Annotated in this window: 26 protein-coding genes; 18 read left to right on the top strand and 8 right to left on the bottom strand. The window is 56.4% G+C overall.

Features of this window, described 5'->3' with window-relative positions; translation table 11 throughout:
* The first annotated feature begins 97 nt into the window (after positions 1-97).
* The 6 genes from katG to MBOO_RS04990 all read left to right on the top strand — a co-directional run bounded on the left by katG (position 98) and on the right by MBOO_RS04990 (position 6,206).
* The gene (gene katG, locus MBOO_RS05015; protein WP_012106502.1) at positions 98-2,299 is read left to right on the top strand and encodes a catalase/peroxidase HPI; all 2,202 of its coding nucleotides are present in this window, start codon (positions 98-100) and stop codon (positions 2,297-2,299) included.
* A 59-nt stretch (positions 2,300-2,358) separates the two neighbouring features.
* Positions 2,359-3,429 (top strand): radical SAM/SPASM domain-containing protein, encoded by a 1,071-nt coding sequence (locus MBOO_RS05010; RefSeq protein ID WP_012106501.1) that lies wholly within the window; start codon positions 2,359-2,361, stop codon positions 3,427-3,429.
* Positions 3,430-3,927 (top strand): Lrp/AsnC family transcriptional regulator, encoded by a 498-nt coding sequence (locus MBOO_RS05005; protein ID WP_012106500.1) that lies wholly within the window; start codon positions 3,430-3,432, stop codon positions 3,925-3,927.
* Entirely contained in the window at positions 3,924-4,412 is a 489-nt protein-coding gene (gene ahbB / locus MBOO_RS05000; RefSeq protein WP_012106499.1) for a siroheme decarboxylase subunit beta, read from the top strand. Before MBOO_RS05005 ends, ahbB begins: the two co-directional genes overlap by 4 nt.
* Positions 4,409-5,584 (top strand): radical SAM/SPASM domain-containing protein, encoded by a 1,176-nt coding sequence (locus tag MBOO_RS04995; protein WP_012106498.1) that lies wholly within the window; start codon positions 4,409-4,411, stop codon positions 5,582-5,584. Before ahbB ends, MBOO_RS04995 begins: the two co-directional genes overlap by 4 nt.
* Before the next feature lie 67 nt (positions 5,585-5,651).
* Positions 5,652-6,206 (top strand): flavodoxin family protein, encoded by a 555-nt coding sequence (locus MBOO_RS04990; protein ID WP_012106497.1) that lies wholly within the window; start codon positions 5,652-5,654, stop codon positions 6,204-6,206.
* 129 nt (positions 6,207-6,335) lie between these two features.
* On the opposite strand, the gene MBOO_RS04985 is transcribed toward MBOO_RS04990, so the two are convergent.
* From MBOO_RS04985 to MBOO_RS04955, 7 genes are all read right to left on the bottom strand, one after another.
* Positions 6,336-6,860, bottom strand: coding sequence for a hypothetical protein (locus MBOO_RS04985; RefSeq protein WP_012106496.1), 525 nt, complete (start codon positions 6,858-6,860; stop codon positions 6,336-6,338).
* A 9-nt stretch (positions 6,861-6,869) separates the two neighbouring features.
* Complete coding sequence (locus MBOO_RS04980; RefSeq protein ID WP_012106495.1) at positions 6,870-7,304, bottom strand: hypothetical protein; 435 nt, start codon at positions 7,302-7,304, stop codon at positions 6,870-6,872.
* Between the two features lie 417 nt (positions 7,305-7,721).
* Positions 7,722-8,942, bottom strand: a complete 1,221-nt coding sequence (locus tag MBOO_RS04975) for an aldo/keto reductase (protein ID WP_012106494.1) — start codon at positions 8,940-8,942, stop codon at positions 7,722-7,724.
* A 63-nt stretch (positions 8,943-9,005) separates the two neighbouring features.
* The gene (locus MBOO_RS04970) at positions 9,006-9,548 is read right to left on the bottom strand and encodes a flavodoxin (protein ID WP_012106493.1); all 543 of its coding nucleotides are present in this window, start codon (positions 9,546-9,548) and stop codon (positions 9,006-9,008) included.
* 34 nt (positions 9,549-9,582) lie between these two features.
* The gene (locus tag MBOO_RS04965; protein WP_012106492.1) at positions 9,583-10,014 is read right to left on the bottom strand and encodes a cupin domain-containing protein; all 432 of its coding nucleotides are present in this window, start codon (positions 10,012-10,014) and stop codon (positions 9,583-9,585) included.
* Between the two features lie 105 nt (positions 10,015-10,119).
* Positions 10,120-10,755, bottom strand: coding sequence for a flavodoxin family protein (locus MBOO_RS04960; RefSeq protein WP_012106491.1), 636 nt, complete (start codon positions 10,753-10,755; stop codon positions 10,120-10,122).
* On the bottom strand, positions 10,752-12,203 hold the full coding sequence (locus tag MBOO_RS04955; protein WP_012106490.1) for an MFS transporter: 1,452 nt from the start codon (positions 12,201-12,203) through the stop codon (positions 10,752-10,754). The genes MBOO_RS04960 and MBOO_RS04955 overlap by 4 nt, the downstream gene beginning before the upstream one ends.
* A 179-nt stretch (positions 12,204-12,382) precedes the next feature.
* Between MBOO_RS04955 and MBOO_RS04950 the strand changes: the two genes are divergently transcribed.
* The 4 genes from MBOO_RS04950 (at position 12,383) to MBOO_RS14145 (ending at position 14,084) form a co-directional block, all read left to right on the top strand.
* Positions 12,383-12,736 (top strand): winged helix-turn-helix transcriptional regulator, encoded by a 354-nt coding sequence (locus tag MBOO_RS04950; protein ID WP_012106489.1) that lies wholly within the window; start codon positions 12,383-12,385, stop codon positions 12,734-12,736.
* Positions 12,737-12,917: 181 nt separating this feature from the next.
* Complete coding sequence (locus MBOO_RS04945; protein WP_048068298.1) at positions 12,918-13,370, top strand: nucleoside deaminase; 453 nt, start codon at positions 12,918-12,920, stop codon at positions 13,368-13,370.
* A 198-nt stretch (positions 13,371-13,568) separates the two neighbouring features.
* The gene (locus MBOO_RS04940) at positions 13,569-13,748 is read left to right on the top strand and encodes a hypothetical protein (protein WP_048068297.1); all 180 of its coding nucleotides are present in this window, start codon (positions 13,569-13,571) and stop codon (positions 13,746-13,748) included.
* Positions 13,749-13,961: 213 nt separating this feature from the next.
* Positions 13,962-14,084 (top strand): hypothetical protein, encoded by a 123-nt coding sequence (locus tag MBOO_RS14145; RefSeq protein WP_232385632.1) that lies wholly within the window; start codon positions 13,962-13,964, stop codon positions 14,082-14,084.
* Between the two features lie 19 nt (positions 14,085-14,103).
* Here the strand turns inward: MBOO_RS14145 and MBOO_RS13835 are convergent, their stop codons facing one another.
* Positions 14,104-14,301 (bottom strand): hypothetical protein, encoded by a 198-nt coding sequence (locus MBOO_RS13835; RefSeq protein ID WP_157677601.1) that lies wholly within the window; start codon positions 14,299-14,301, stop codon positions 14,104-14,106.
* Between the two features lie 801 nt (positions 14,302-15,102).
* Here MBOO_RS13835 and MBOO_RS04930 point away from each other — a divergent pair.
* From MBOO_RS04930 to MBOO_RS04900, 8 genes are all read left to right on the top strand, one after another.
* Positions 15,103-15,396, top strand: coding sequence for a nucleotidyltransferase family protein (locus MBOO_RS04930; RefSeq protein ID WP_012106486.1), 294 nt, complete (start codon positions 15,103-15,105; stop codon positions 15,394-15,396).
* The gene (locus MBOO_RS13830) at positions 15,393-15,551 is read left to right on the top strand and encodes a HepT-like ribonuclease domain-containing protein (protein ID WP_157677600.1); all 159 of its coding nucleotides are present in this window, start codon (positions 15,393-15,395) and stop codon (positions 15,549-15,551) included. The genes MBOO_RS04930 and MBOO_RS13830 overlap by 4 nt, the downstream gene beginning before the upstream one ends.
* Positions 15,548-15,997, top strand: a complete 450-nt coding sequence (locus MBOO_RS04925; protein ID WP_012106485.1) for a PIN domain-containing protein — start codon at positions 15,548-15,550, stop codon at positions 15,995-15,997. Before MBOO_RS13830 ends, MBOO_RS04925 begins: the two co-directional genes overlap by 4 nt.
* Complete coding sequence (locus MBOO_RS04920) at positions 15,981-16,181, top strand: hypothetical protein (protein ID WP_012106484.1); 201 nt, start codon at positions 15,981-15,983, stop codon at positions 16,179-16,181. The genes MBOO_RS04925 and MBOO_RS04920 overlap by 17 nt, the downstream gene beginning before the upstream one ends.
* Before the next feature lie 168 nt (positions 16,182-16,349).
* Positions 16,350-17,492: a metallophosphoesterase family protein gene (locus MBOO_RS04915; protein WP_012106483.1), complete on the top strand. Its 1,143-nt coding sequence runs from the start codon at positions 16,350-16,352 to the stop codon at positions 17,490-17,492.
* Positions 17,489-19,927, top strand: coding sequence for an AAA family ATPase (locus MBOO_RS04910; RefSeq protein WP_012106482.1), 2,439 nt, complete (start codon positions 17,489-17,491; stop codon positions 19,925-19,927). Before MBOO_RS04915 ends, MBOO_RS04910 begins: the two co-directional genes overlap by 4 nt.
* Positions 19,927-20,955: a DNA double-strand break repair nuclease NurA gene (locus MBOO_RS04905; RefSeq protein ID WP_012106481.1), complete on the top strand. Its 1,029-nt coding sequence runs from the start codon at positions 19,927-19,929 to the stop codon at positions 20,953-20,955. The genes MBOO_RS04910 and MBOO_RS04905 overlap by 1 nt, the downstream gene beginning before the upstream one ends.
* Positions 20,933-22,555: an ATP-binding protein gene (locus MBOO_RS04900; protein ID WP_012106480.1), complete on the top strand. Its 1,623-nt coding sequence runs from the start codon at positions 20,933-20,935 to the stop codon at positions 22,553-22,555. The genes MBOO_RS04905 and MBOO_RS04900 overlap by 23 nt, the downstream gene beginning before the upstream one ends.
* Positions 22,556-22,573: the final 18 nt, after the last annotated feature.

The following is a 22,573-nucleotide window of genomic DNA, read 5'->3' as shown; positions in this document are numbered from 1 at the left end:
GCAGATGTATGTAAGGCGATCGCCATCTAAGCAGGCAAAGGCATATCCTAAAGTCACTACAGGGAATAACTCCATACAACCGATGGGAGCAAAAACAATGACTGATGACAGCACGTGCCCGGTAACGGGCGGGGCAGACAAACAGGTGACCGGACGCGGCCAGTCCTACCGGGACTGGTGGCCAAACCAGCCAAACCTGAGGGTTCTTTCGCAGCACTCACCCCGGTCAAACCCGATGGGCGGAGAGTTCAACTATGCAGAGGAGTTCAAAAAACTCGACTTTGCGGCAGTAAAGGCAGACCTGCGGGCGCTTATGACCTCATCGCAGGAATGGTGGCCGGCGGATTTTGGCCATTACGGCCCCCTCTTTATCCGCATGGCATGGCACAGCGCCGGTACGTACCGCACCCTTGACGGCCGCGGCGGCGCCGGTTCCGGCCAGCAGCGTTTCCCCCCCTTGAACAGCTGGCCCGACAACGTTAACCTGGACAAGGCGCGCCGGCTGCTCTGGCCCATAAAAAAGAAGTACGGCAGGAAAATCTCCTGGGCCGACCTCATGATCCTTGCCGGTAATGTCGCGCTCGAATCCATGGGCTTTGAGACGTTCGGCTTTGCCGGTGGCCGCGTGGATACGTGGGAGCCCGACGAGGATGTGTACTGGGGTTCAGAGAACACGTGGCTCGGTGACAAACGCTACTCCGGCGACCGGAAGCTCGAAAATCCGCTCGCTGCCGTACAGATGGGGCTCATCTACGTAAACCCCGAGGGTCCCAATGGCAAGCCGGACCCGGTTGCGGCAGCAAAAGATATCCGCGAGACATTTGCCCGCATGGCCATGAACGATGAGGAGACGGTTGCGCTCATTGCCGGCGGCCACTCCTTTGGAAAGACCCACGGCGCCGGCCCGGCATCCCACGTGGGGCCCGAGCCTGAAGCCGCCCCGATCGAGCAGCAGGGCCTTGGCTGGAAGAGCAGTTTTGGCACCGGTAAAGGCGGCGATGCGATAGGGAGCGGCCTCGAGGTCACCTGGACTTCCACGCCAACAAAATGGAGTAACAACTTCTTCAGGATCCTGTTCAGCTACGAATGGGAACTCACGAAAAGCCCGGCCGGTGCATACCAGTGGCAGCCAAAAGACGGTGCCGGAGCCGGCACGATCCCGGATGCCCACGACAAAAACAAGCGTCGCGCCCCGACCATGCTCACCACGGATCTTTCCCTCCGGTTCGATCCCGTGTACGAGAAGATCTCACGGCACTTTTACGAAAACCCGGACCAGCTTGCCGATGCATTTGCCCGGGCCTGGTTCAAGCTGACGCACCGCGACATGGGTCCGCGCACCCGGTATCTCGGCCCCGAGGTCCCAAAAGAAGCGCTCATCTGGCAGGACCCCATCCCGGCGGTCAATCACACGCTGATCGGACCAAGGGAGATCACCTTCCTCAAGAGAAAGATCCTTGCATCGGGGCTTTCCATCCCGGAGCTTGTCCTGACTGCATGGGCATCGGCCTCCACCTTCCGCGGTTCGGACAAGCGTGGCGGTGCAAACGGCGCCCGCATCAGGCTCGCGCCGCAGAAAGACTGGGAGGTAAACGAGCCGGCCCGGCTTCGTAAAGTGCTTGCGGTTCTCGAAGGTATCCAGCAGGAGTTCAACAAGACCGCCACCGGAGGAAAGAAGGTCTCGCTTGCTGACCTCATTGTCCTTGCCGGGTGTGCGGGTGTCTGGAAGGCAGCAAAGAACGGCGGCCATAAGGTAACTGTCCCCTTCACGCCGGGGCGCATGGACGCCACGCAGGAGCAGACCGATGTGAACTCCTTTGCCGTGCTCGAGCCAAAGGCCGACGGTTTCCGCAACTACCTCAAAGGCCCGTATGCGGTATCGGCCGAAGAACTGCTCGTGGACAAGGCGCAGCTGCTCACCCTTTCCGCACCGGAGATGACGGTGCTTATCGGGGGCCTGCGGGTCATTGGCGCCACCTACGGGCAGGCAACGCACGGAGTCTTTACCACCCTTCCCGGGGCGCTCACCAATGACTTCTTTACTCATCTCCTTGACATGGGCACGGAATGGAAGCCGGTAGCGGGCAACCCTGACGTGTTCGAGGGCAGCGACCGGAAAACGGGGGAGCCGAAATGGACCGGCACGCGTGTCGATCTCATTTTCGGTGCGAACGCCCAGCTCCGGGCCATTGCCGAGGTGTACGCAAGCGCTGACGGTGAGGAAAAATTTGCACAGGACTTTGTGGCGGCATGGGCCAAAGTGATGAACCTTGACCGCTTCGATCTCGCCCAAAAGTGAGCAGACAAAAAAGGGCAGATAAATAACCGGGCTGGATATTAGTAAAAGGGCTGAAACCGGTGAACGATACGTCAGGCGCACCTCGCATAATTTCATGGAACCTTACCCTCAGGTGCCCCCTGAAATGTTCCCATTGTTACGTGGATGCAGGCACAAGAGAGGCTCCAGGCGTGCTCTCCACGGATGAGGCACTCGGGGTCCTTGACCGGATCCGGGCCACCGGGACGCCGGTGGTTGTACTCTCGGGCGGCGAGCCCCTCATGCGTGACGATCTCTGCACGATCGCCCGGTACGGGACCGACCGGGGCCTGCGGATGGTGATGGGGACAAGCGGGTACTTCCTCGACCGTCCCATGGCTGCCCGGCTCAAAGAGGCCGGGATCCGGGCTGCGGCCATCAGCCTTGATTCGGCAGATCCGGCAGTGCACGATTCGTTCCGCGGGGTGAGCGGCGCATGGGAGCGGGCCGTTGCTGCAATCAAGAACTGCACAGAGGAAGGGATCGGGGTGCAGATCAACATGACCGCGGTGCGGCCGGCTGCAGGAGACATAGAATCCGTGGTGGCGCTCGGCAAAAATCTCGGGGTCCGGGACTACCAGGTTTTCTTTCCCGTCCCGACCGGGAGGGCCGGGGGGACCGGGCCGGAAAATCCCCGCGAGTATGAGGATGTGATCCGGCGGGTACTCCTGAAGTACTGTGACAGCAACGTAAACCTCCGTCCTACCTGCGCTCCGCAGTTCCGGAGGATTGCCGCAGACCTCGGAGTTACAAAACCCGACTGGGGCCGGGGCTGCATTGCCGGGATAAGCTACTGCCGCATCTATGCAAACGGCGATGTAACCCCCTGCCCGTACCTGCCGGTGAGTGCCGGCAATGTCCGGGATATTCCCTTTGACCGGATCTGGAACGAATCGCACCTGTTTCACGCACTGCGCGACCCGAACCGGCTCACCGGGAAATGCGGGCGATGTGAATACAAGACCACCTGCGGCGGATGCCGGGCCCGGGCCTACCGGGGGGCAGAGGCATTCTCGTCCCGCTGGTGCGACGGCCTTCTAAAACCCTCAGCGATCGCGGGAGAACTCTGTGCAGAAGACCCGTGGTGCCCGTACGAACCGGGAGGCAGCTAGATGAACGACAACACAGCAACAGACACACTCGACCTCAACATCCTTGACGAACTCCAGCAGGACATTCCGCTCGTGGCCCGGCCCTTTGCGGCTATTGCATCCCGGCTGAATATCCCGGAACCGCTCCTGCTCGAACGGCTCAAATACCTGTATGAGAAGGGTGTGATCCGCGGGATCTCGCCCATCATCGAATCCCGGGCGCTCGGCATTACGGCTGCAACGCTTGTTGCCCTCCCGGTCCCGGCGGAAAGGATCCATGGGGTGGCAGAACTGATCAACCAGTACCCGGAAGTATCGCACAATTTCCAGCGGGACCACCAGTACTCGCTCTGGTTTACGCTCTCGGCAGAAAATGAGGGGGCGCTTGAAAAGATCCTTACGGGGATCCTTACCCGGACCGGGTTCTCCCGGGACGACTGCCTCGACCTGCCCACCGTAAAAAAGATCAAGATCGATGTCCGGTTCCCACTGGCGCCGGGCAAAAAGGAGGACTCATGATGGACCCCATCGATATACAGATCCTTGCAGCCCTCGAAGACGGGCTCCCGCTCGTTCCCGAGCCGTTTGCAGAGATCGGGAAACGTCTCGGGCTTTCGGCTGAGGAAGTGCTCGCACGAACACAAAAACTTCATGCGGCCGGTGTGATCCGGCGGTTCCGGGCCCGGATCAACCAGCGAAAGCTCGGTATCTCTGCAAATGCCCTTGTGGCCTGGCGCTGTGACAAAAAACCTGCCGAAAAGACCGGCGCTATCCTTGCCTCCTTTCCGTCGGTCACCCACTGCTATGAGCGCCGGCCCGTGCCGGGGCGGTGGGAGTACTCCCTCTATACCGTTCACCACGGGCGCTCCCGTGAAGCTGTCGAAGACGAGATCCGGAAACTGGCCGGTGCAGCCGGCCTTTCGGATTATCTTGTCCTCTTTAGCACCGAGGAGTTCAAGCGTGTCCCCCATGTACGGATCAACGGGAACGGGAGGGGATCATGAACCGGATCACCCAGTGCCTGCACGGGAAGGGAACGGTGAGTGCCGTGATGAAACACCGGCATGGCGATGTCCCGGCCCGGTACCTCGCATTTTCCGGGATGAGAAGACCTGTTGTTTTCTGGAACCTCACCGACCGCTGCAATCTTTCCTGCACGCACTGCTACAGCCGCTCGGCCCCGGACAGCCCGACACAGGGAGAACTGTCGACAAATGAAGCGCTCGCGTTCATCGACGATCTCGCTGCGGCCGGCATCCCGCTTGTCATCTTTACCGGCGGGGAGCCGCTGGTCCGTCCCGATATCTGGCAGCTGGCAGGGCACTGCCGGGATAAGGGGATCAAGACCGCGCTCAGCACGAACGGTACGCTCATCACCGATGAAGTGGCAGCAAAGATCAAGGCAAGCGGGATCGAGTACGCGGGGATCTCGCTTGACGGTGCAACTGCCGCGACCCATGACCGGTTCAGGAACACGCCGGGAGCGTTTGCCCGGGCCACCGCCGCCTTTGCCCGGTGCAAAAAGGCCGGGGTCCGGTGCGGCGTGCGGGTAACGCTGACAAAAGAGAACCTTGCCGAACTCGGATCCCTTGTGCAGCTCTCGCAGGATCTAGGGGCATCGCGGTTCTGCCTGTACTGGCTGGTGCCCTGCGGGCGGGGGAGCGATGCTTATTATCGGCTCCAGCTGGGCGCAGAGGAGGTCACGCAGGCGCTTACGCTCCTGTACCACACGGCGCAGGAAATCCCACCGGACCAGATGGAATTTCTCACGGTCGATGCCCCGCAGGACTGCATCCACCTGATCCACTCCATGGAGCGCGACAACTCACCGGACCTTGCCGAGGCCAAGGAACTCCTGTCTTCGCTCAACGGGGGATGCAGCGCCGGCGACCGGGTGGCAAACGTGGATCCACGCGGGAACGTGTACCCCTGCCAGTTTGCCCGGTCGCCGGAGTTTCTTGTGGGAAATATCCGGGACCGGCCGTTTTCTCTTCTCTGGAACGATGAGAAAAATCCGGTGCTTGCCCGGTTCCGCACCCGGCCTGCCGTAGTTGGCGGGAAGTGCGGCTCGTGCACGTACCTTTCCCTCTGCGGTGGCGGATGCCGGGTCCGGGCCCGGGCTCTTATGGGAGACGTTACGGCCGAGGACCCGTTCTGCTCTGTGAACGGTCCTTAAAAACCATCAGCCCCGGTAACGGCATTGCAGGAAAGATTTTATTTTCCCTTACGTCACCTCTTCCCGTATGAAAGTTTTAGGAATTGCAACAAGCCCCAGAAAAGGCGCAAACAGCCAGACCCTGGTGGAACACATCCTTGCAGGGGCAAAAAAGGCCGGGGCAGCAACCGAACTTGTCCGGCTCACGGAAAAAGAGATCTCGCCCTGCACCGGATGCGAGAGCTGCAAGAGCGGGGATGGCTGCATCATCGATGACGATATGGAAGAGCTCTGGAATACGATGGCAAACGCGGATGCCATAGTCTTTGGCTCGCCCGTATACTGGGGCCGGCTCAATGCACAGGCATACCCGTTCATCGACCGGTTCTATGCGCACTTAAAGCCGGATTTCACCATTGATTTTCCCCGGGGCAAAAAGATCGTTCTTGCGCTCACCTGCGGAGGCATGCCGCCCGAGGGTCTTCTTCCCATTAATGCGTACGTGAAAAATGTCTTTGGGTACCTGGGATGTGTCGATGGCGGATTTATCTGGCAGAACGAATGCATCAAGCCCAAGGATATTAAAAAATTCCCGGAAAAACTCAAAGAAGCTGAGGCACTGGGAAAATCTCTCGTGAAATAATTTTTTTTGGTTCGTCCGGGCCCCGGGAAAAGTCCGGCAAAAACGGGGCCACAGAAGATCTACAGTGTAAAGGAGAAAAATTCCTCCTTTGCGGGATGTATCCGGAACTTTTTTCGTACCAAAAAGAATTCAGGGGTCCACAAACCGGCCATTATGGAAATAACTGTGGATAAGGATGCCGATCCCCAAAAGGATCAGGAATGCGGCGAGGAGATACGGCCACAGGAGCCCGGGGATCCAGACAAAACAGATCCCAAACAGGATAAAAAATACACCGATAAGCGCACACCAGGAGCGCCTTTCGCAGGAATGTACCGCCGGGGTGCCGTTTTCCCCTGTGCATCCGGCCTGGCGCACAAATGCCGTTGCTACAAACCCAAGCCCAAGCCCGATGAACAGGGCAGATACGGGATGGCCGAGAAGAAGGCCGATACCAAGGCCAATAAGGAGCCCGGCCGGGATCAGGCCCATGTGCCTGCCGCGATGCCGGCGCCGGCTGTCCCGATCTGATCCCGCATCTCCTCTCCCCCCGGAGGGAGCACTCTGCATGGGGACAGGTGCTGCAACCGGAGGCACCGGCATATTCTGGGATAACTGTACATTCGGGCACCAGCCCAACCGTTCGTGGATATAATCAGAAATCCGTGTGATCATCCGTTCACCTTAGAGTTTTGCAAAGAGTTCCTCTGCCATCTTTGTCGGATCGGCAGTCTTTTCGATCCTGATACCGAGTTCCGTGGCATAATCCCAGATGAGTTCGATGCACCGGGTGTATCTCGGGCAGGTCCCGCAGTTGCCGTCATGCTCGTACCAGACCTGGACACCATGCCGTGCGGAGATAAAGACAACCGCAGCAGTCCGGAAGGGAATTGATTTCCCGATAAGGACTCCCCGTTCCAGATCAATTTTTTCGATCTCGATCTGGTTTGCGAGCGCCATCTCCCGCAGGGTTGATTCGATCTTACCGTCCATAAGCTGGAGTGCCCGGGAGACCGCCTGGCGTGAGATCCCAAAGAGATCGGCGATCCGGATATTGGCCACGCCGTTGCGCCGCATCTTCCAGAACTCAAACTGCTTCTCATTGGTCTGCAGAAGCATGAGTCAATATCTGCATGTTGACAATATAAATATTCGCGCTGCGGGTCGCGGTACCTTTGGAGGATTCCGGGAAAGGTTGTCAGGCCGGATCATGCATTCAGCCTGTCTTCCCACTTCTCCGCCACCATTCGTACCATGCCGCCTACCGCGTTTCCGGAAAATTTTCCCGGTCCTGGCCCGATGCAGCGTGCCGGTTCAGGTACCACAATCCGGTCTGCCTCTTGTGATCAGGATATCGATTGCACCCGGGGTAAAGAAGAGTTATAGTGGTTTAGAGCCATCTGCGATCTTTTGCAAGAAGAAAAAAGGAGCATGACATCTGGGCGCGGGTGGCAGTTCAGAGCGTTTTTGCCACTTCGTCCAGTGCTGTATAGGTACATCCTTTCTTGTGGGGGCTCCCGTTAACGAGGATTACTTTCATTCTTTTACCTCCTGTTGACCTGCCTGTTTGAACATCTGCCGTGCCATGGCCACCCGTTCCTCAAACCCAGGCCCTTCGAGCTCTTTTACCACGGATTCAAGAAGCGTTGGGATCTCAAGGTGCTGGGGACATTTTTCAGCGCACTCTCCGCACTGCACGCACAACGATGCATACGCGGGCGTCCCAAGCCCGACCGCACCGCCCAGCCGTGCGGCGTACATGAATTTTTCCCCATCGGTATTGCCGGTCAGGTACAGATTGTTGTACTGCTCAAAACAGAGCGGGATATTGACGCCCTGCGGGCAGGGCATGCAGTACTGGCAGCCGGTACAGCCCACTTTCAAGAGCTCGCGGTACTTTTTTTCCACCCGTTGGACAAGACTGAGTTCTGCCGCGGTGAGCGAACCGGGAGTTGCCGTATCTGCGATTGCAAGGTTCTCTTTGATGTGTGACTCATCGTTCATCCCGGAAAGGACAACCGTAACCGCAGGATGATTCCAGATCCAGCGCAGGGCCCATTCCGCCGGCGATCGTTTCACCGGGGCTTCGTTCCAGATCTCCTGAACTGCCGCAGGAACGGTCCTTGTCAGGTTGCCGCCCCGCAGAGGTTCCATGATGACAACGCCAAGGCCTTTTGAGGCAGCATATTCAAGACCTTTGGTACCTGCCTGGTTCTTCTCGTCAAGGAAATTGTACTGGATCTGGCAGAAATCCCAGGGGTACGCGTCAACGATCCGGGAGAAATCTTCGCCGGCCCCGTGGAAGGAGAAGCCGGCATTTTTGATCCGGCCGTCGGCTTTTGCCTTGTCTAAGAAATCCGCCACACCCAGCTTTTCGACATTGTCCCACAGCTCGCCGACAAGGGCGTGAACCAGGTAATAGTCGATGTGATCGGTCTGGAGTTTTGCCAGCTGGGCATTCAGGAATTTGTCCATGTCCTCGCGCTTTTCGATAAGCCACGAGGGGAGTTTTGTTGCGATTTTGACCTTCCTGCGGTATCCGCCCGTAAGGGCACGGCCTACAAATGGCTCGCTCTCTCCCATGTGATAAGGCCAGGCCGTATCAACATAATTTACTCCGTGATCAATGGCATATTGCAGCTGCTTTGTTGCCCTCTCTTCATCGATCGAACCATCTGCTTTCGCGGCGAGGCGCATGCATCCGAACCCGAGGATGGAAAGGTTGTCCCCGTTTTTGGGCATTTTTCTGTATAACATCGTTCATTCACCGGTTTTGTGTAGATTTTTTTAACGATCAACATTCTTTTCGAGACAACGGTCTTACTTTTTTGCAGTCATCCCGATCTCACGCAGCCACCCGGCCACGTTGTCGTGGGCGTTTTTCACCGTGCCACCCCGGATGGCAAGACCATCGAGGACCGTTGACTGCGGGCACGTTTTTTTGATATCCGCAATACTGTGCCCGAGACCGCTTCCCTCGTGCGTGCAGAACGGGGCAATGGTCTTTCCGGCGGGATCGCATTCCTCTAAAAAGGAAAACACCGGCATCGGCATTGTTCCCCACCAGTTGGGGTAGCCGAGAAAAACAACATCATACGCTGCCACGGTCTCCACATGGCCGGCAAGCTTTGGCCGGGCACTGGTGCGGAGCTCCTCTTTTGCTACATCAGTGGTCTCTGTATAATCCGCAGGATACTTTTTCACCGGTTCTATGTGAAACAGGTCGCCTCCGTTCAGTTCCCGGATCATTTTTGCAACAACTTCAGTGTTACCCACCGGCAGGTTAACGATCTGCCCGCCGACATAGTTGTATCCTGCACGCGAGAAATACGCGATCAGGCATTTTGACCCCTCAACGTTCATGATCTATCTCTCCCCAGACATCTGGTTTGATCTATCAGTCAAGTTTCTGATATTCCTCATCAGTTACGGGCTCCAGCCACCGGGCATCTCCGAGCCCGGGGTTTGCCGTGATCCCGATATGGACAAAGCCGCTGTCCGGCGCAGCGCCATGCCAGTGTTTTACCTGAGGGGGGATGGTTACCACATCCCCGGCATGCAGTTCTCGTGCAGGTTTTCCCTCTTCCTGGTAGTACCCCCTGCCTCCAGTGACCAGCAGGATCTGTCCGCCGGGATGTTTGTGCCAGTTGTTCCGTGCACCCGGCTCAAACGTCACATTGTAGATGGGACAGTGATAGGTCCCGTCATCGGGAACAAGCATGGAAAGCCATGCCGTCCCGGTGAAATGGTCATTTACGATGCCTCCCCCGGAGATCTTCTCCCCTTTCGGGAAGATTGCCGGTACGGGCATCTCTTTTGATGAATCCATGTTCTTTCCTCCTTATCTCTCTGCTTTCATGAGTTCACTGCTCTTCAGCGGATTTTTCTGAGATTGCGTCAGTATCTCCCCCAGTCCCGCGTCAGTCTTCTGAATTTAATCCCGGATAAAATTCGTGAAGACTCTCTCTTCACGCACCGGGAGCTGTACACCGGCCTTAAGACCAGCTTCCTTGCATTTGAGGAAAAACGCCATGTTCCGTGCAAGCACCCGCATGGTCTGCAGGCCTTCTTCATCCTTTTCCACATCAGCCGGTTGTGCCCCGTGGACCATGTTCCAGTACCGGGACGAGATCACGGGCATCTCCGAGATAGTGAAATACTTGTTGATCTGGTCAAAGGTGGCCGTTGTCCCCGCTCTACGGGCAGAGACAACTGCCGCTGCCGGCTTTAAGTAAAATATCTGTCTGCCGGCCAGCATGTCAGTATAGAACACACGATCCATAAATGACGTCAATGCACCGGATGCAGCAGCATAATGTACCGGCGATCCGAAGATGTAGCCGTCCGCATCTTTTGCGATATCGAGGAACTCGTTTACCGTGTCGTCAAACATGCAGCGCCCGGTTTTGACACATGTCCTGCACGCGGTACAACCCGCGAGCGGTTTTATGCCAATCCAGAAAATTTCAGATTCGATACCCTCTTTCTTCAGGGTTTTTGCAACTTCAGAAAGAGCAGTCCATGTGCAGCCCTTCTTGTGCGGGCTGCCGTTTACCAGTAATACCTTCATTTTTGTACCTCCGGATAGTTCATTTTCTCCGGTACGTTCTGATTCCCGGGTACGGTACCGGGCCATACGATCAAGAGCATGACGATGACAAAGGCGATCCCGAGCATCATCGTCCCGCCCGACAGCGATGCCGCCACGCGGACCGCGAGGAGCTGGGGTCCGGCAAGCGCAGCGGAACCGGCAGCGGCAAACACCGTCACAAGGATACCAAGCCCGAGCGAACCGCCCAGCTGGTGGGCAACGTTGACGAGCCCTGATGCCGCGCCTGCATCTTCTTTTGTGACCCCGGCAATACCGGATGCCGTGAGCGGGGCAAGGGATGCACCCTGGCCGATGCCGATCAGGATCATTGGCAGCGCTATGCCGGTACCGTAGGCGCTGTCGGCAGAGAGCCGGCTCAGCCAGAACATTCCCACAAGAGTGATGGCAAGACCCCCGGCAAGCAGGCGCCCGTTGCCAAACCGCCGTGTCATCTGCGGGACATAGACCGCCACGACAAAGTTTGCAACGGTCATCGGGAAAAAGGCAAGGCCGGCCTCAATTGGGGAAAAGCCGTCCACGACCTGGAGGAACTGGGTGATAAAAAACCAGAAGCCAAGCATTGCCCCAAGAAAGAGGATACGGGCTGCGTACGCCCCCGTGCGCTCGCGGCTTGCAAACAGGCGCAGCGGCATGATCGGCTGATCTGCCCGCCATTCATTAAAGATAAAGAACGCGAGCAGGAGGACGCTTGCAGCAAGGGCCATGATTGTTGTGGGATCGCCCCAGCCGGCGGTCGCGGAATTGACAATGCCGTACACGAGCGCCGTCATCCCCAGGGTCGAGGTGATGGCGCCGGCAAGATCGAACCGGCCCGGGCGCTGCTCCGTTTCGGTGAGGTAATACGGTGCAGCAAGCATCATGGCGATCCCGATGGGCACGTTCACGAAGAACGCAACACGCCAGGAGATCCACGTAGTGAGGATACCGCCGAGCACAAGACCAAGACTTGCCCCGACCCCGGCAACGGCGCCATAGTATGCCACTGCACGCGTGCGTTCGCGTCCCTCGGGAAAGTTTGCCATGAGAAGCGCGAGGGTTGACGGGGCAAGGATAGCTGCACCCACTCCCTGAAGAGCACGGGCCCCAACAAGAACTACAGCAGATGGTGCCAGACCAACCGCAAGCGAGGCTGCCGTAAAGATACCAATCCCCAGAACAAACATGCGGCGCCGGCCGAGAATATCGCCGGACCGTGCCCCGAGCAGGAGCAGCCCCCCGAACGTGAGCATATAGGCATTCTGTACCCAGGAGAGCCCGGTGTCCGAGAAGCCAAGAGAAGTATGGATCTGCGGCAGCGCAGTGATGGCGATCGCGATGTCGAGGACGATCATCAGGTAGCCGGCAAGGATGAGCACGAGCACGGCATTGGGGCGAGAACGGTTCCCGGCCCTTGCTGCAGCGGGCATGGCTACGCACTCTCCCTCATGAATTTACCAGTCACGAACCGTGCGGAAATAATTTCCATAGAGATGATCCTTCAACTGCTCCGGGCAGTATCCCCAGTGTTCCTGTGGTATATATCAAGTGAGTATGACATAAATAGTGCGTACAAACAAACATGTTACCTACTGACAGGTTTGATACTATGAAAATCCCACCGAAAAAATACAAATACAGCTGGCCGATCGAGGCTACCCTTGACGTGATCGGGGGCAAGTGGAAGCCGCTGGTCATCTACACGCTTAAGGAGGGGACGCTCCGGTTCAGCCAGATCGTGGACAAGGTCGAGCCCCGGATCACCCAGAGGATGCTCACCAAAGAACTCCGTGAACTGGAAAAAGACGGGCTCGTTAAAAGAAAAGTGTACGCACAGGTCCCGCCAAAGGTTGAATATTCGCTTACAAAAAAGGGAGAATCCCTGATCCCGATCCTCGATGAGCTCTGCGACTGGGGCTCCGAGCATATGGGGGATGACATCGAGTTCACATGCGAAGAATAGCGGGTACTGCCCTTGTATACCGCTTCCGGCCGTCCGGGAAAACCTTTTTTTTTTAATTTTTAAAAATTGTACCTGGTATGGTTCCCCACAAAACGATATTTTGCAGGGGGATACCCTTACACAACGCTGCGACAAAAGACACGGCGGAAAATTAAAACCCAGGAAGCGCAGAGTTCAACCTATGGACCAGTTCCTGGAACAGAACCTGCAGGAAGCAATTCTCGAAGCACGCAAAGGGCTTGCCGAAGGGGGTATCCCTATTGGATCGGTTCTTGTGATTGACGGGAAGATTGTCGGGAGAGGACATAATCGCCGGGTGCAGAACAACAGCGCGATCCTGCATGCCGAGATGGATTGTCTTGAAAATGCAGGCCGGCGTACGCCCAAAGAATATAAGCGTGCGACATTATTTTCCACGCTCTCTCCCTGTGATATGTGCAGCGGGGTTGTTCTTCTCTATAAAATTCCCAGAGTGGTCATTGGTGAAAACGCGACTTTCAAGGGACCTGAGGAGTACCTGCGTTCCCGGGGCGTGAAAATTTTGAACCTGGATAATCCCGAATGCAAACAACTCATGAAGGATTTCATAGGATCAAAGCCGGAACTGTGGAACGAAGATATCGGGGAAGAATAACTCATACGTGCTGAATGATTGATCAGTCCCGGGAAAATCCTGCAAATTCGTATATTCCAATCCCGTTGGATTCGATGAGTTTTGAGGATATTTTCGGGGGACTGACCTGGACTTTTTGGAATTTGGTGACCCGGGATTGCAGCGGCATATGCCGGATCCGAAATCCTAATGGAGGCACAGGAACAACAACACTGTATCATGACTGCGCAGGCCGCATCCCGGGTGGCAAAAGGTCATCCTCCCACAAAAAAGATGGTGAAATCTCCCAAAAAAGAGGGAGACGCAAAGGACGCCCTGTATGCAGTAGAGGAACATTCGCTCTCGGGATTTCTTGAGAACGAACCTGATCTCTATACGGTTGCCGACGTCAAAGTGTGATACCAATGAAAGGCGCAATAGTCCTGATCCATTTTCCTTTCACGGACATGAGCGCGTTAAAACTGCGGCCTGCTCTTATCATCCATGAAAGCGACCAGGATGTTGTCGTGGCGTTTATTTCATTAAGGATCCCAAAACACCCGGCAGACTTTAGATCTTCTCATTCCCGCCGATAATCCTTCCTTTGCCGGCACCGGGCTCAAGAGAGCATCGGTGATAAAATTCGATAAGGTGGCAACCGTTTCGCGGGATCTTATCGAAGGCGGGATTGGGGAGATCAATGAAGAGCTTGCCCGCGAATGCAATGCCGTGCTGAGCCGGATCTTTACGATCTGAACGGGTTAGGGATCGGCAGTCAGGACCATTCCATGCCACGGACTCGTGTGGCATACCATACCCCGAGTCCGCTTACCGCGGCAAAAAGAATAACGATAACGATGGTGAGGGTGGGCTGGCTGTCAGGATGTGCCACCATATTGAGGTAGATCGCCAGTCCCTCTATAAGGGCAAGGAGGACTACCATCAGAGGTAAGTTACGCTTCTTTTGCGTCATGCTGTTTTTAATTACACAATTATTCGCTCATAAATGGTATGTGTGCGGTTGTGAAAAACGGGTATTGGAGGTGAGGGGCGGCAGGCATTTCCCCCCTCCCACCCACCCTTTTTCCAGGAAGATACGGGGTTTGATCTCTTGGTTTTCCATTCTGTAAAGGATACATTACCGACGGAGGAGTGGGAAAAAGACACATCCTGCACGGGAAAAACACGCCCAAATTAAGCCCGGATTCCCTTTTCCCGATCCGGGCCCCTCCAGGGAAAGCCCGTAAAACGCTCCGATTGGGTTCGCGTGGAAAATACTCTCAATTTGAGCCCTGTTTGCAGAAATACGCCTAAATTGAGCCCCATATAATGCCCATTAACGGCCCATAGAGGCCTTTTTTTGGCACCTTTTTCCAGGAATGAACAAATGCCCGATTGAAGAGAGATCAGGGCAGGAAAGGGCCTTTATGCGATCCTTTAAAATCGTCCGATTGCAAAAATACGGCTTATTTGGGCTTATTTTGGAAAGTGGGGAAACGGAGCCCGATACGGGCTCCGATGGGATCCTAAAAAGGTCATCCGGGCTCAATTTGGGCCCGGATGGGATAAGGTCTGTAAGTGAGACCCAAATGGGGGAAAACGGATGGATCCGGAGATGCCCAAAGCAGAGGCAAGCGCTGGAGAAGAGGTGAGGTTACAACGAAATGGCCGGGATTTTTCGGAGGAAGAACCCGGGCATAATTGCCCGTCCGTGCATACCCTTATGAGATCCCGGACGAAAAACAGCGTAGGAAAAAAACACCGGATGCAGATAATGACCACCCAGAAGGAGATCCTGGAGACACTGTCACTCCTGGACCGCGAACGTGTGAAGGATTACAAGGTGCAGCGAATCGGGCTCTTTGGATCCTATGCACGGTCCGAGCAGCGGCCAGGGAGCGATATCGATCTTCTCGTGGCATTTGCTGATGGGGCAGACCTCTTCGATCTTGCCCGGCTCAAATATTTTCTTGAAGAGCGCCTTGGCCACTGGGTCGATATTGTGCCTGAGCGTGCACTCCGGAACGAACTCAAAAAATCCGTTCTTGCTGATGTGAAATACGCATGAGGGATTCCGGCATTTATCTCACAGATATTCTCGATGCGATGGAAAAGATCGGCCTCTTTTTACAGGATATGTCCTATGAACAATTCTCTTCCGATGAAAAAACCATCAGCGCCGTACGGGACAAAATGATCATCATCGGTGAGGTAGGAAAATGAAAATCTACATGGATGTCTGTTGTTTGTGCAGGCCGTTTGATGATTTCCAGAACCGGAAAATACAACTGGAGGGCGAGGCCATTCTCGCAATTCTTGACCGGTGCAGCCATGACTGGGAGCTTGTCGGCAGCGTTGTCATAGATGATGAAATATCACGTATGGCAGACGTTGAAAAACGGTTGAAGGTAGAACAGAAACTTGCGATCATCAGTGAGTATATAGAACTGGATGACTCGGTCTTTGGCCGGGTGCCCGGGTATCAGAAAGCAGGCCTTAAACTGTTCGACGCACTCCATCTCGCATGTGCACAGAGCGGAAAAGTTATTTTCCTCACAACAGACAATAAGATTATCACGCTGGCAAGGAAAATCCCTGCAATAACTATCCGGGTGGAGAACCCGGTGCACTGGCTCATGGAGGTGTCAACTGATGAAAACAATCAGTGAAATACGAAAAGAAGGGATTCACGCACTGACAAAGACACTCGGACCAGTTGACATGGCCCGGTTTATCCAGAGCTATGAAACCGGCACCGGAGATTATACCAAAGAGCGACATGAGTGGCTGCCAGACAATCTCAATGACGTGAAAGATAGTCTGATTGAACGGCAGAAAAAACGCAAAGACTAATACGCAGATCTGATGGGGATTGCCCTCCACCTGTTATCCTTCCTCCCCGGGATGCACCAGTGCGGCTGATCGCCGGGAAAAAGATACGGACTGATAAACCATTTTTAGTTTCACCGCCCGCTCCCTCCTCCTTATATCCCACCACCGCCCACATAAAAATCAGACACAATGAAGCTCGTCCATATCGCAGATACACACCTCGGCCTCGCCGCATTTTCCCGGCTCGACCCCGACTCAGGCATGAACCTGCGCGAGAAGCAGATCTACGATAATTTCCTTGCTGCGATTGATGAGATCATCTGCCAAAAGCCCGACGTGCTCGTCCACGCGGGCGACCTTTTTGATACGGTAAAACCCAAGACCCGGGCCTACACGACCGTGCTCGAAGCACTTGAACGGCTCCATGCGGCCGGTATCCCGCTCGTGATAATTGCCGGGAACCACAGCATGACCAAGACCCGGTACACCACCTCGCCCTTTGAAGTAATCTCCTACCACCCCTCGCAGATCACCGCGGCCTACAAGTTCCGGTACGAGAAGGTGGAGCTCGGCGACACGGTCTTTCACCTGATCCCAAACATGCTCCGGCCCGAAGATTACCGCACGGCCTTTGAGCAGGTTGTCCTCTCCCGGGACCACACTAACGTGCTCGTGACCCACGGGCTTGCAACCGCAATAAAAGACAAGCGCCTCGCAACCGTTGCCGAGCACGAGCTGGACAGCACGATCCTCTCCGCGGATTTCGATTACATTGCGCTTGGTCATTACCACAACCAGGCGCAGATCACGGACAATGCCTGGTATTCGGGATCCACCGAGTACCTGACCTACGGTGAGATCCGGGACAAAAAGGGCGGCCTTCTCGTGGACCCGGGCCGGCACGAGGTTGTGCCGCTCCAGCTCCCCAAAACCCCGATGGCCGACTGCGGCACGATCGCATGCCATGGTGTGCACCCCGGGGATATCACCGAAGAGATCATAGCCCGAGTCACAAAGAAAAACCTCCCGCAGTTTGCCATGGCGCAGGTAACGCTTGACGGCATGTCGCGGGAGCACGGTAAAGGGATCGACACAAAAGACCTTGCCGGAATCCGCGAAAACCTCCTTGACCTTAAGATCCGGGTAAAGTCCGAAGCGGAGGACACGCCGGTCCCGCTCCAGCAGGATATCCGGATGATCGATTACCTGCAGGAGTTCGAGGGCTTTGTAACAAAACAGCAGCTCTCCGCCAGACAGAAGGAGTACGCCCTTTCCCGGGGAAAAGAAGTCCTCGCATCCGTGATGGATGAGCACCGGGGGACTGCGGAATGATCCTTGACCGGCTCGAACTCACCAATTTCAAAAGGTTCCGGCACGTGGAGATCAAGTTCCAGGACGGCATTACCGGCATTCTCGGGAATAACGGCACGGGAAAGTCAAGCCTTGTCACCGCGATCTTCTTTGCGCTCTATGGCGTAAAAGCGACCGGGATCTCCGCAGATTACATTGTTTCAGGTTTTGCATCCCCAAAAGAGAAGTGCGAGGTTATCCTCGAATTCCGGATCGGGGGCGACACCTGCAAGATCATCCGGACTTTTAAGAAGGGAAAGACCGTCACCCATGAGGCAGAGTTCTACCGGAACCGGCAGCTGGTTGCAAAAGAAGTGAGCCCGGTCGAGGCCGAAGTGAAACGGACGCTCGGGATGGGCCCGGTAGATTTCAAAAATACGATCTACGCAGCCCAGAAAGACCTCCTCACCCTGCTCGACAACACGCCGACAAAGAGGAAAGAGTGGTTCCAGAAAGCGCTCGGGATCGATTATCTCAAAACCGAGAGCGACGCGGTCTTAAAAAAACAGGCCGATGAAAAGGCTGCCGGACTCCAGCATAAGGAGGGCGAGCTTGCGGCTCTTGCCGGCCGGCAGAGCGAAGAGGAACTTGCACGCCTTAAGGCCTCCCTTCTCACATTCACTGCCGCAATTGCAGGGCACGAAAAACAGAAAGCCATTCTCACCAAACAGCGGGATGAGATCGAGGCCGGGCTCAAAATCCTTGCCGAGAAGAAGGCCGCACACGACCGGCTCGTGCAGCAGCAGCTGACAGTAACAGGAGAACTTGCCCGGGAGACCGCCCAGCAGAAGTCCGTTGAATCGGCGCTTGCCCTGCTCAAAAACGACGAGGCGGAGTACCACGGCCTCGAAAAGGCAGCCGGGTCGTACGCGGAGGTCCGGGCCCGGCTCGATATGCTCGCGCAAAAAAAAGCCGAACACCAGCGGCTCACCGGCGAAGCTGGTTTTGCAAAAAAGCAGGCCGCAGAAATTTCCGCCCGGATCGAAACGGAAAAAGCCCGGCTTGCCGCACTTGCAAAGGACGCTGATGAGTACGCCCGGCTTGCCGCCACGGTCAGGAAAGACCTTGGCGCCGGCCCGGAGCTAACCGACGACCGGCTCGAAACCGCGGTGAACTTCCGGCTCGCAGAACTCATGAAGCGGACCGGCACCCTTGCGGCACGGCAGCAACAGTACAAAGAAGAAAGGGAGAAGATTGCAGCCGACCGGGCAACAATCGCCGGGGCCGGGCCGGACGGCACCTGCCCGCTCTGCCGGCAGAAACTCGGGGAGCACTATGGCGATCTCGAAAAGGAGTTTACCGCACGACTCCGCGAACTGGAGGACCGGGCCGTTGCTGACCTCGCAAAGCAGGAGACCCTTGAAAAAGAGAAGGCCGCAATCGAAGCGCTGCGGCCGGTCCTTGAAAAGCTCCGGACCCTTGCGGCAAACCTGAAGCGCCGGGCCGAGTCCGAGAGCACGATTGCCGACCTTGCCGCCCGGCTCAGTGCAAAGCAGCGGGAGGAGCAGGCCCATGCGGATGCTCTTGCAACACTTGCGTTCGATGCACCGGCATACAGCGCAGCAGAGCAGGCAGAGGCAGCGGCACGAAAGGCGCAGGCCCGGTTTACCGAGCTCGGGAAGAAGATCGGGCAGGCCGTCTCCCTAAAGCAGCAGCTTGCCGGGCTCACCGAGCGGATTGCACAGCGCAATGCCGAGGTAAAAACGCTGGAGCAGGCAATCACAGGGGCACCGTATAACCCACAAGAGACCGCTGCGGCCGAGGACCGGAAGAATGCAGCCGACACCGCTCTCCGGGACAACGATGTCGCCATTGCAAATGCAAAAAGAGACCGGAAATTTGCCGAAGAGAAGATCGCCGACTACCAGCGCACGGCAGAGCAGATCGTCCTCCTGCAGAAGCAGGTCACGGAGCTCAAAGACGAGATCGAACTGTTAAAGCTGACCCGTGCCCTCATTGCCGAATACGTGGTGTACCTCATGCAGGTCGTGCGGAGCCGGCTCGAAGGAGAGGTAAGCCGGATCATCGCGGAGATTACGGGCGGCAGGTACGAGCAGGTGCTGCTTGACGAGGACTTCAACCTCCTCGTGCGTGACGTGGACAACGATTACCCGATTGACCGCTTCTCGGGTGGCGAGCAGGACGATATTGCAGTCGCATTGCGGATCGCCCTCTCGCGGTACTTAGCGGAGCTCCACCAGGTGCATGAATCCACCTTCCTCATCTTCGATGAAATATTCGGGAGCCAGGACGAGGAAAGGAGAAACAACCTGCTCACGGCGCTGCGGACGCAGGAATCGCGCTTCCCGCAGATCCTCCTCATCTCCCACATCCCGGAGATCCAGGGAGAGTTCGCAAACACGCTGGTCGTGGAGATGGGCCCGGACAATGCAAGCCGGATCCGGGAGGTTGAGTGATGGCACCAAATCAGTCCTACGAGGAATCGCTCACGCTCATCCTCGAACGCATCAGCCACCAGATGCCCTATGATCTGGCAGAGCAGTTTGCCACCCATACCCGGCTCACCCGTGCTGACTTCCATCCCATCCGCAAAAAAACTCCGGGCATTGTCTGCGCAGTTGACGGGAGCAATGCCATCATCGCCGAGTCGGGCAGTTTTGCCCTTGCGGCCATCCGTGCGGCCCAGACAACATTCTCCCGGGGGGAACGACTGGCCCGGGCCATCACCCCGCTTACCGTGGTCTCGGTCGGCCCCGAAGAGGAGAACGAAGATTTTGCGCTTCTCATGGACAACTGCTTTGGGATCTTTCCCGGCACCGGCTTAAAGAACAATGATGCGGACCGGGTCGCGGCGATCCTCCGCGACACGCTGGAGTACGGGATTGCGCTCAAACAGGCACAGGAGCTCCCGGAAGGATCGCTCCTCCTCCTTGACGGGGCACTGCGGATTACCGATCCGAACCATGATCCCATCCTTGACGACATTGTCCGGATTGCACAGAAACGGGGCGTGCTCCTTGCAGCAGTTTCCAAGCGGACCCGGGCAACCTGGGGCGGGGGCCACCCCCTTCTCCCGGCAGTAACCGGATTTGCCCGGAACACCGGCGTACCTTCGCCCTGGTGGGTACGAATCGATGAAAAATACCTGGACAGCGAGGTGTACAAACGGGGAAGGAAAGGCGATCTCTATGTTGTATCGCTCCACAAAAAAACGCATTTCCCCCTCAAAATGGAGCTGCCCAAAGGAACAGAAGATCGCATGGTTGAAAGGATCATGAGTGCAACAGCTGCCTGCTCAGATGACGGGAGGATTCCCGGGTACCCGTACCCGCTGCTCGATGCCCACCGGACCGTGGTAATCGACGGGAATTGTGCAGAGCTGGTCAGGCAGGACCTCAAAAAGGGCTTTGCAGCAAAAGGAATGGACCGGGAGATATTCGATCTGCTGTTTGGTGATATCCATGATGACTTTGAACGATATTGAGAATACCGATAAGACAAAATTCCGGCTGATAGGAAAGAGCGTCCTGTCGTACCGCTTTATTGTGCCCCACGATGCAGAGCTCTTCGTTGGGGATATCGTAAAAATTTCCGATGAGAAAAAGGAATACACTTTCTTTGCAAAGGTCATCGATCTCTTCCATGAGAGCAATTTTGCCGATAAAAACTGGGATACCCGCCCGTTCTCCGAACTGTTCTACGGCCTGGGGGAGGATGTGTTCATCGGGGTGGAAGCAGTCCCGCTCGGGTTTACCGACAGGACCGGCACGTTCCGGAAACCCCGGACCATCCCGGTGAAATTTTCCGACGTCACTCTGCCCGAGGCCGGCGATTTTGCCTTCCTTTCAAAAGTAATGGGCGATATCGAGGTCGGGGTCATGCGGACCGGCCAGGGCGTGTTAAAGGAAGTCCCGGTCAAGATCCATAGCAAAGTTCTTCCCCAGCACATGGGCGTCTTTGCCACCACCGGCATGGGCAAGTCCAATTTCATGAAAACCTTCTGCGCCTCGTGCATGAAAATGCAGCAGTTCGGTCTCCTCGTGGTCGATCCCCATGGCGAATACGTGCGGGGCGGCCTTTCGAGCACCGGGAAAAAAACGCTCGGCCTCCTCCATTACACCAATGGCAGGGACGGCCTGGTGGTCTTTACTATCAGCGAGGGCGACCGGAAAAAATACTCGCTCTCCAGCCTCTGGCTGGACTACGACGATTTCCGGCTCTCGGACTTAAACCTGCTGTACGATTCCTCGCAGGCCCAGCGCGACGTGATCGAGACCCTTGACGAGATTTCGGGAAGCGAACTTGTCCCCTTCTTCCTTACCGCAAACGTGGACACCCTGCCGGATGAGGTAAAGGAAAACCGGTACACCGGGCCGCACCCGGAGATTGCAGAGAAACTGGGCTCATTCCACCCGGGAACACTCGGGGTCATCCAGCGCCGGCTCCGTGCCATTGTCCAGGGCAACCGCAAATTCTTCCGCGAATCCGGCTCAGCCATACCGGAGATCCTCAAACACCTCCATAACAACAAGGTCGTCTTGATCGACATCCCCCGGATGGGCGAGAGGAGCGAGCTCTTTGTCCTTTCCATGATAACCCGCCGGCTCATGCAGGCCCATCGCAAGTCCTCCGAGGAGTTCGGCGTTGAGAGCGAGCCTGCCGAACAGAAAAAAGTGCTCATCACCATCGAAGAGGCGCAGAGGGTACTCGGTGCCGGCGGCTCGTCCACCCAGATCTTCCGGGAATGTGCCATGGAAGGCCGCAAGTTCGGCGTGGGCCTCTGCGTGATCACCCAGCAGCCAAAGAACGTGGACCCCAAGGTGCTTGCCCAGATCAACACATTTGTCGTCATGGGCCTTGGCGACCGGGGCGACCGCGAGATCATCATGGGCAGTGCCAAGCAGGATCTTTCCAAAATGGAGATCGAGATCCAGACCCTTGACCAGGGCGAGGCGATCCTCTCCACCATCGGCATCCCGTTCCCGGTCAGCATGAGGATCCACGAGTACGAGGCGTATATCACGGAACTCAACAGGGAAAAGAAAAAAGATATCCGGGAAGGGCTCTCGACCGGGTTCTCCTGATTATTATACCGGGAACGG

It is taken from the genome of Methanoregula boonei 6A8 (genome assembly GCF_000017625.1).
Lineage (GTDB): Archaea > Halobacteriota > Methanomicrobia > Methanomicrobiales > Methanospirillaceae > Methanoregula > Methanoregula boonei.
Note: the sequence above shows the minus strand (reverse complement) of the source record. Positions and strands in the feature narration are given on the sequence as shown.

Bases quoted from the DNA above. Each gene is read 5' to 3' on its own strand.
- katG (WP_012106502.1), top strand. From the start codon at position 98: ATGACTGATGACAGCACGTGCCCGGTAACGGGCGGGGCAGACAAACAG.
- MBOO_RS05005 (WP_012106500.1), top strand. From the start codon at position 3,430: ATGAACGACAACACAGCAACAGACACACTCGACCTCAACATCCTTGAC.
- ahbB (WP_012106499.1), top strand. From the start codon at position 3,924: ATGATGGACCCCATCGATATACAGATCCTTGCAGCCCTCGAAGACGGG.
- MBOO_RS04995 (WP_012106498.1), top strand. From the start codon at position 4,409: ATGAACCGGATCACCCAGTGCCTGCACGGGAAGGGAACGGTGAGTGCC.
- MBOO_RS04990 (WP_012106497.1), top strand. From the start codon at position 5,652: ATGAAAGTTTTAGGAATTGCAACAAGCCCCAGAAAAGGCGCAAACAGC.
- MBOO_RS04985 (WP_012106496.1), bottom strand. From the start codon at position 6,860: ATGATCACACGGATTTCTGATTATATCCACGAACGGTTGGGCTGGTGC.
- MBOO_RS04980 (WP_012106495.1), bottom strand. From the start codon at position 7,304: ATGCTTCTGCAGACCAATGAGAAGCAGTTTGAGTTCTGGAAGATGCGG.
- MBOO_RS04975 (WP_012106494.1), bottom strand. From the start codon at position 8,942: ATGTTATACAGAAAAATGCCCAAAAACGGGGACAACCTTTCCATCCTC.
- MBOO_RS04970 (WP_012106493.1), bottom strand. From the start codon at position 9,548: ATGAACGTTGAGGGGTCAAAATGCCTGATCGCGTATTTCTCGCGTGCA.
- MBOO_RS04965 (WP_012106492.1), bottom strand. From the start codon at position 10,014: ATGGATTCATCAAAAGAGATGCCCGTACCGGCAATCTTCCCGAAAGGG.
- MBOO_RS04960 (WP_012106491.1), bottom strand. From the start codon at position 10,755: ATGAAGGTATTACTGGTAAACGGCAGCCCGCACAAGAAGGGCTGCACA.
- MBOO_RS04955 (WP_012106490.1), bottom strand. From the start codon at position 12,203: ATGCCCGCTGCAGCAAGGGCCGGGAACCGTTCTCGCCCCAATGCCGTG.
- MBOO_RS04950 (WP_012106489.1), top strand. From the start codon at position 12,383: ATGAAAATCCCACCGAAAAAATACAAATACAGCTGGCCGATCGAGGCT.
- MBOO_RS04945 (WP_048068298.1), top strand. From the start codon at position 12,918: ATGGACCAGTTCCTGGAACAGAACCTGCAGGAAGCAATTCTCGAAGCA.
- MBOO_RS04940 (WP_048068297.1), top strand. From the start codon at position 13,569: ATGACTGCGCAGGCCGCATCCCGGGTGGCAAAAGGTCATCCTCCCACA.
- MBOO_RS13835 (WP_157677601.1), bottom strand. From the start codon at position 14,301: ATGACGCAAAAGAAGCGTAACTTACCTCTGATGGTAGTCCTCCTTGCC.
- MBOO_RS04930 (WP_012106486.1), top strand. From the start codon at position 15,103: ATGACCACCCAGAAGGAGATCCTGGAGACACTGTCACTCCTGGACCGC.
- MBOO_RS13830 (WP_157677600.1), top strand. From the start codon at position 15,393: ATGAGGGATTCCGGCATTTATCTCACAGATATTCTCGATGCGATGGAA.
- MBOO_RS04925 (WP_012106485.1), top strand. From the start codon at position 15,548: ATGAAAATCTACATGGATGTCTGTTGTTTGTGCAGGCCGTTTGATGAT.
- MBOO_RS04920 (WP_012106484.1), top strand. From the start codon at position 15,981: ATGAAAACAATCAGTGAAATACGAAAAGAAGGGATTCACGCACTGACA.
- MBOO_RS04915 (WP_012106483.1), top strand. From the start codon at position 16,350: ATGAAGCTCGTCCATATCGCAGATACACACCTCGGCCTCGCCGCATTT.
- MBOO_RS04910 (WP_012106482.1), top strand. From the start codon at position 17,489: ATGATCCTTGACCGGCTCGAACTCACCAATTTCAAAAGGTTCCGGCAC.
- MBOO_RS04905 (WP_012106481.1), top strand. From the start codon at position 19,927: ATGGCACCAAATCAGTCCTACGAGGAATCGCTCACGCTCATCCTCGAA.
- MBOO_RS04900 (WP_012106480.1), top strand. From the start codon at position 20,933: ATGATGACTTTGAACGATATTGAGAATACCGATAAGACAAAATTCCGG.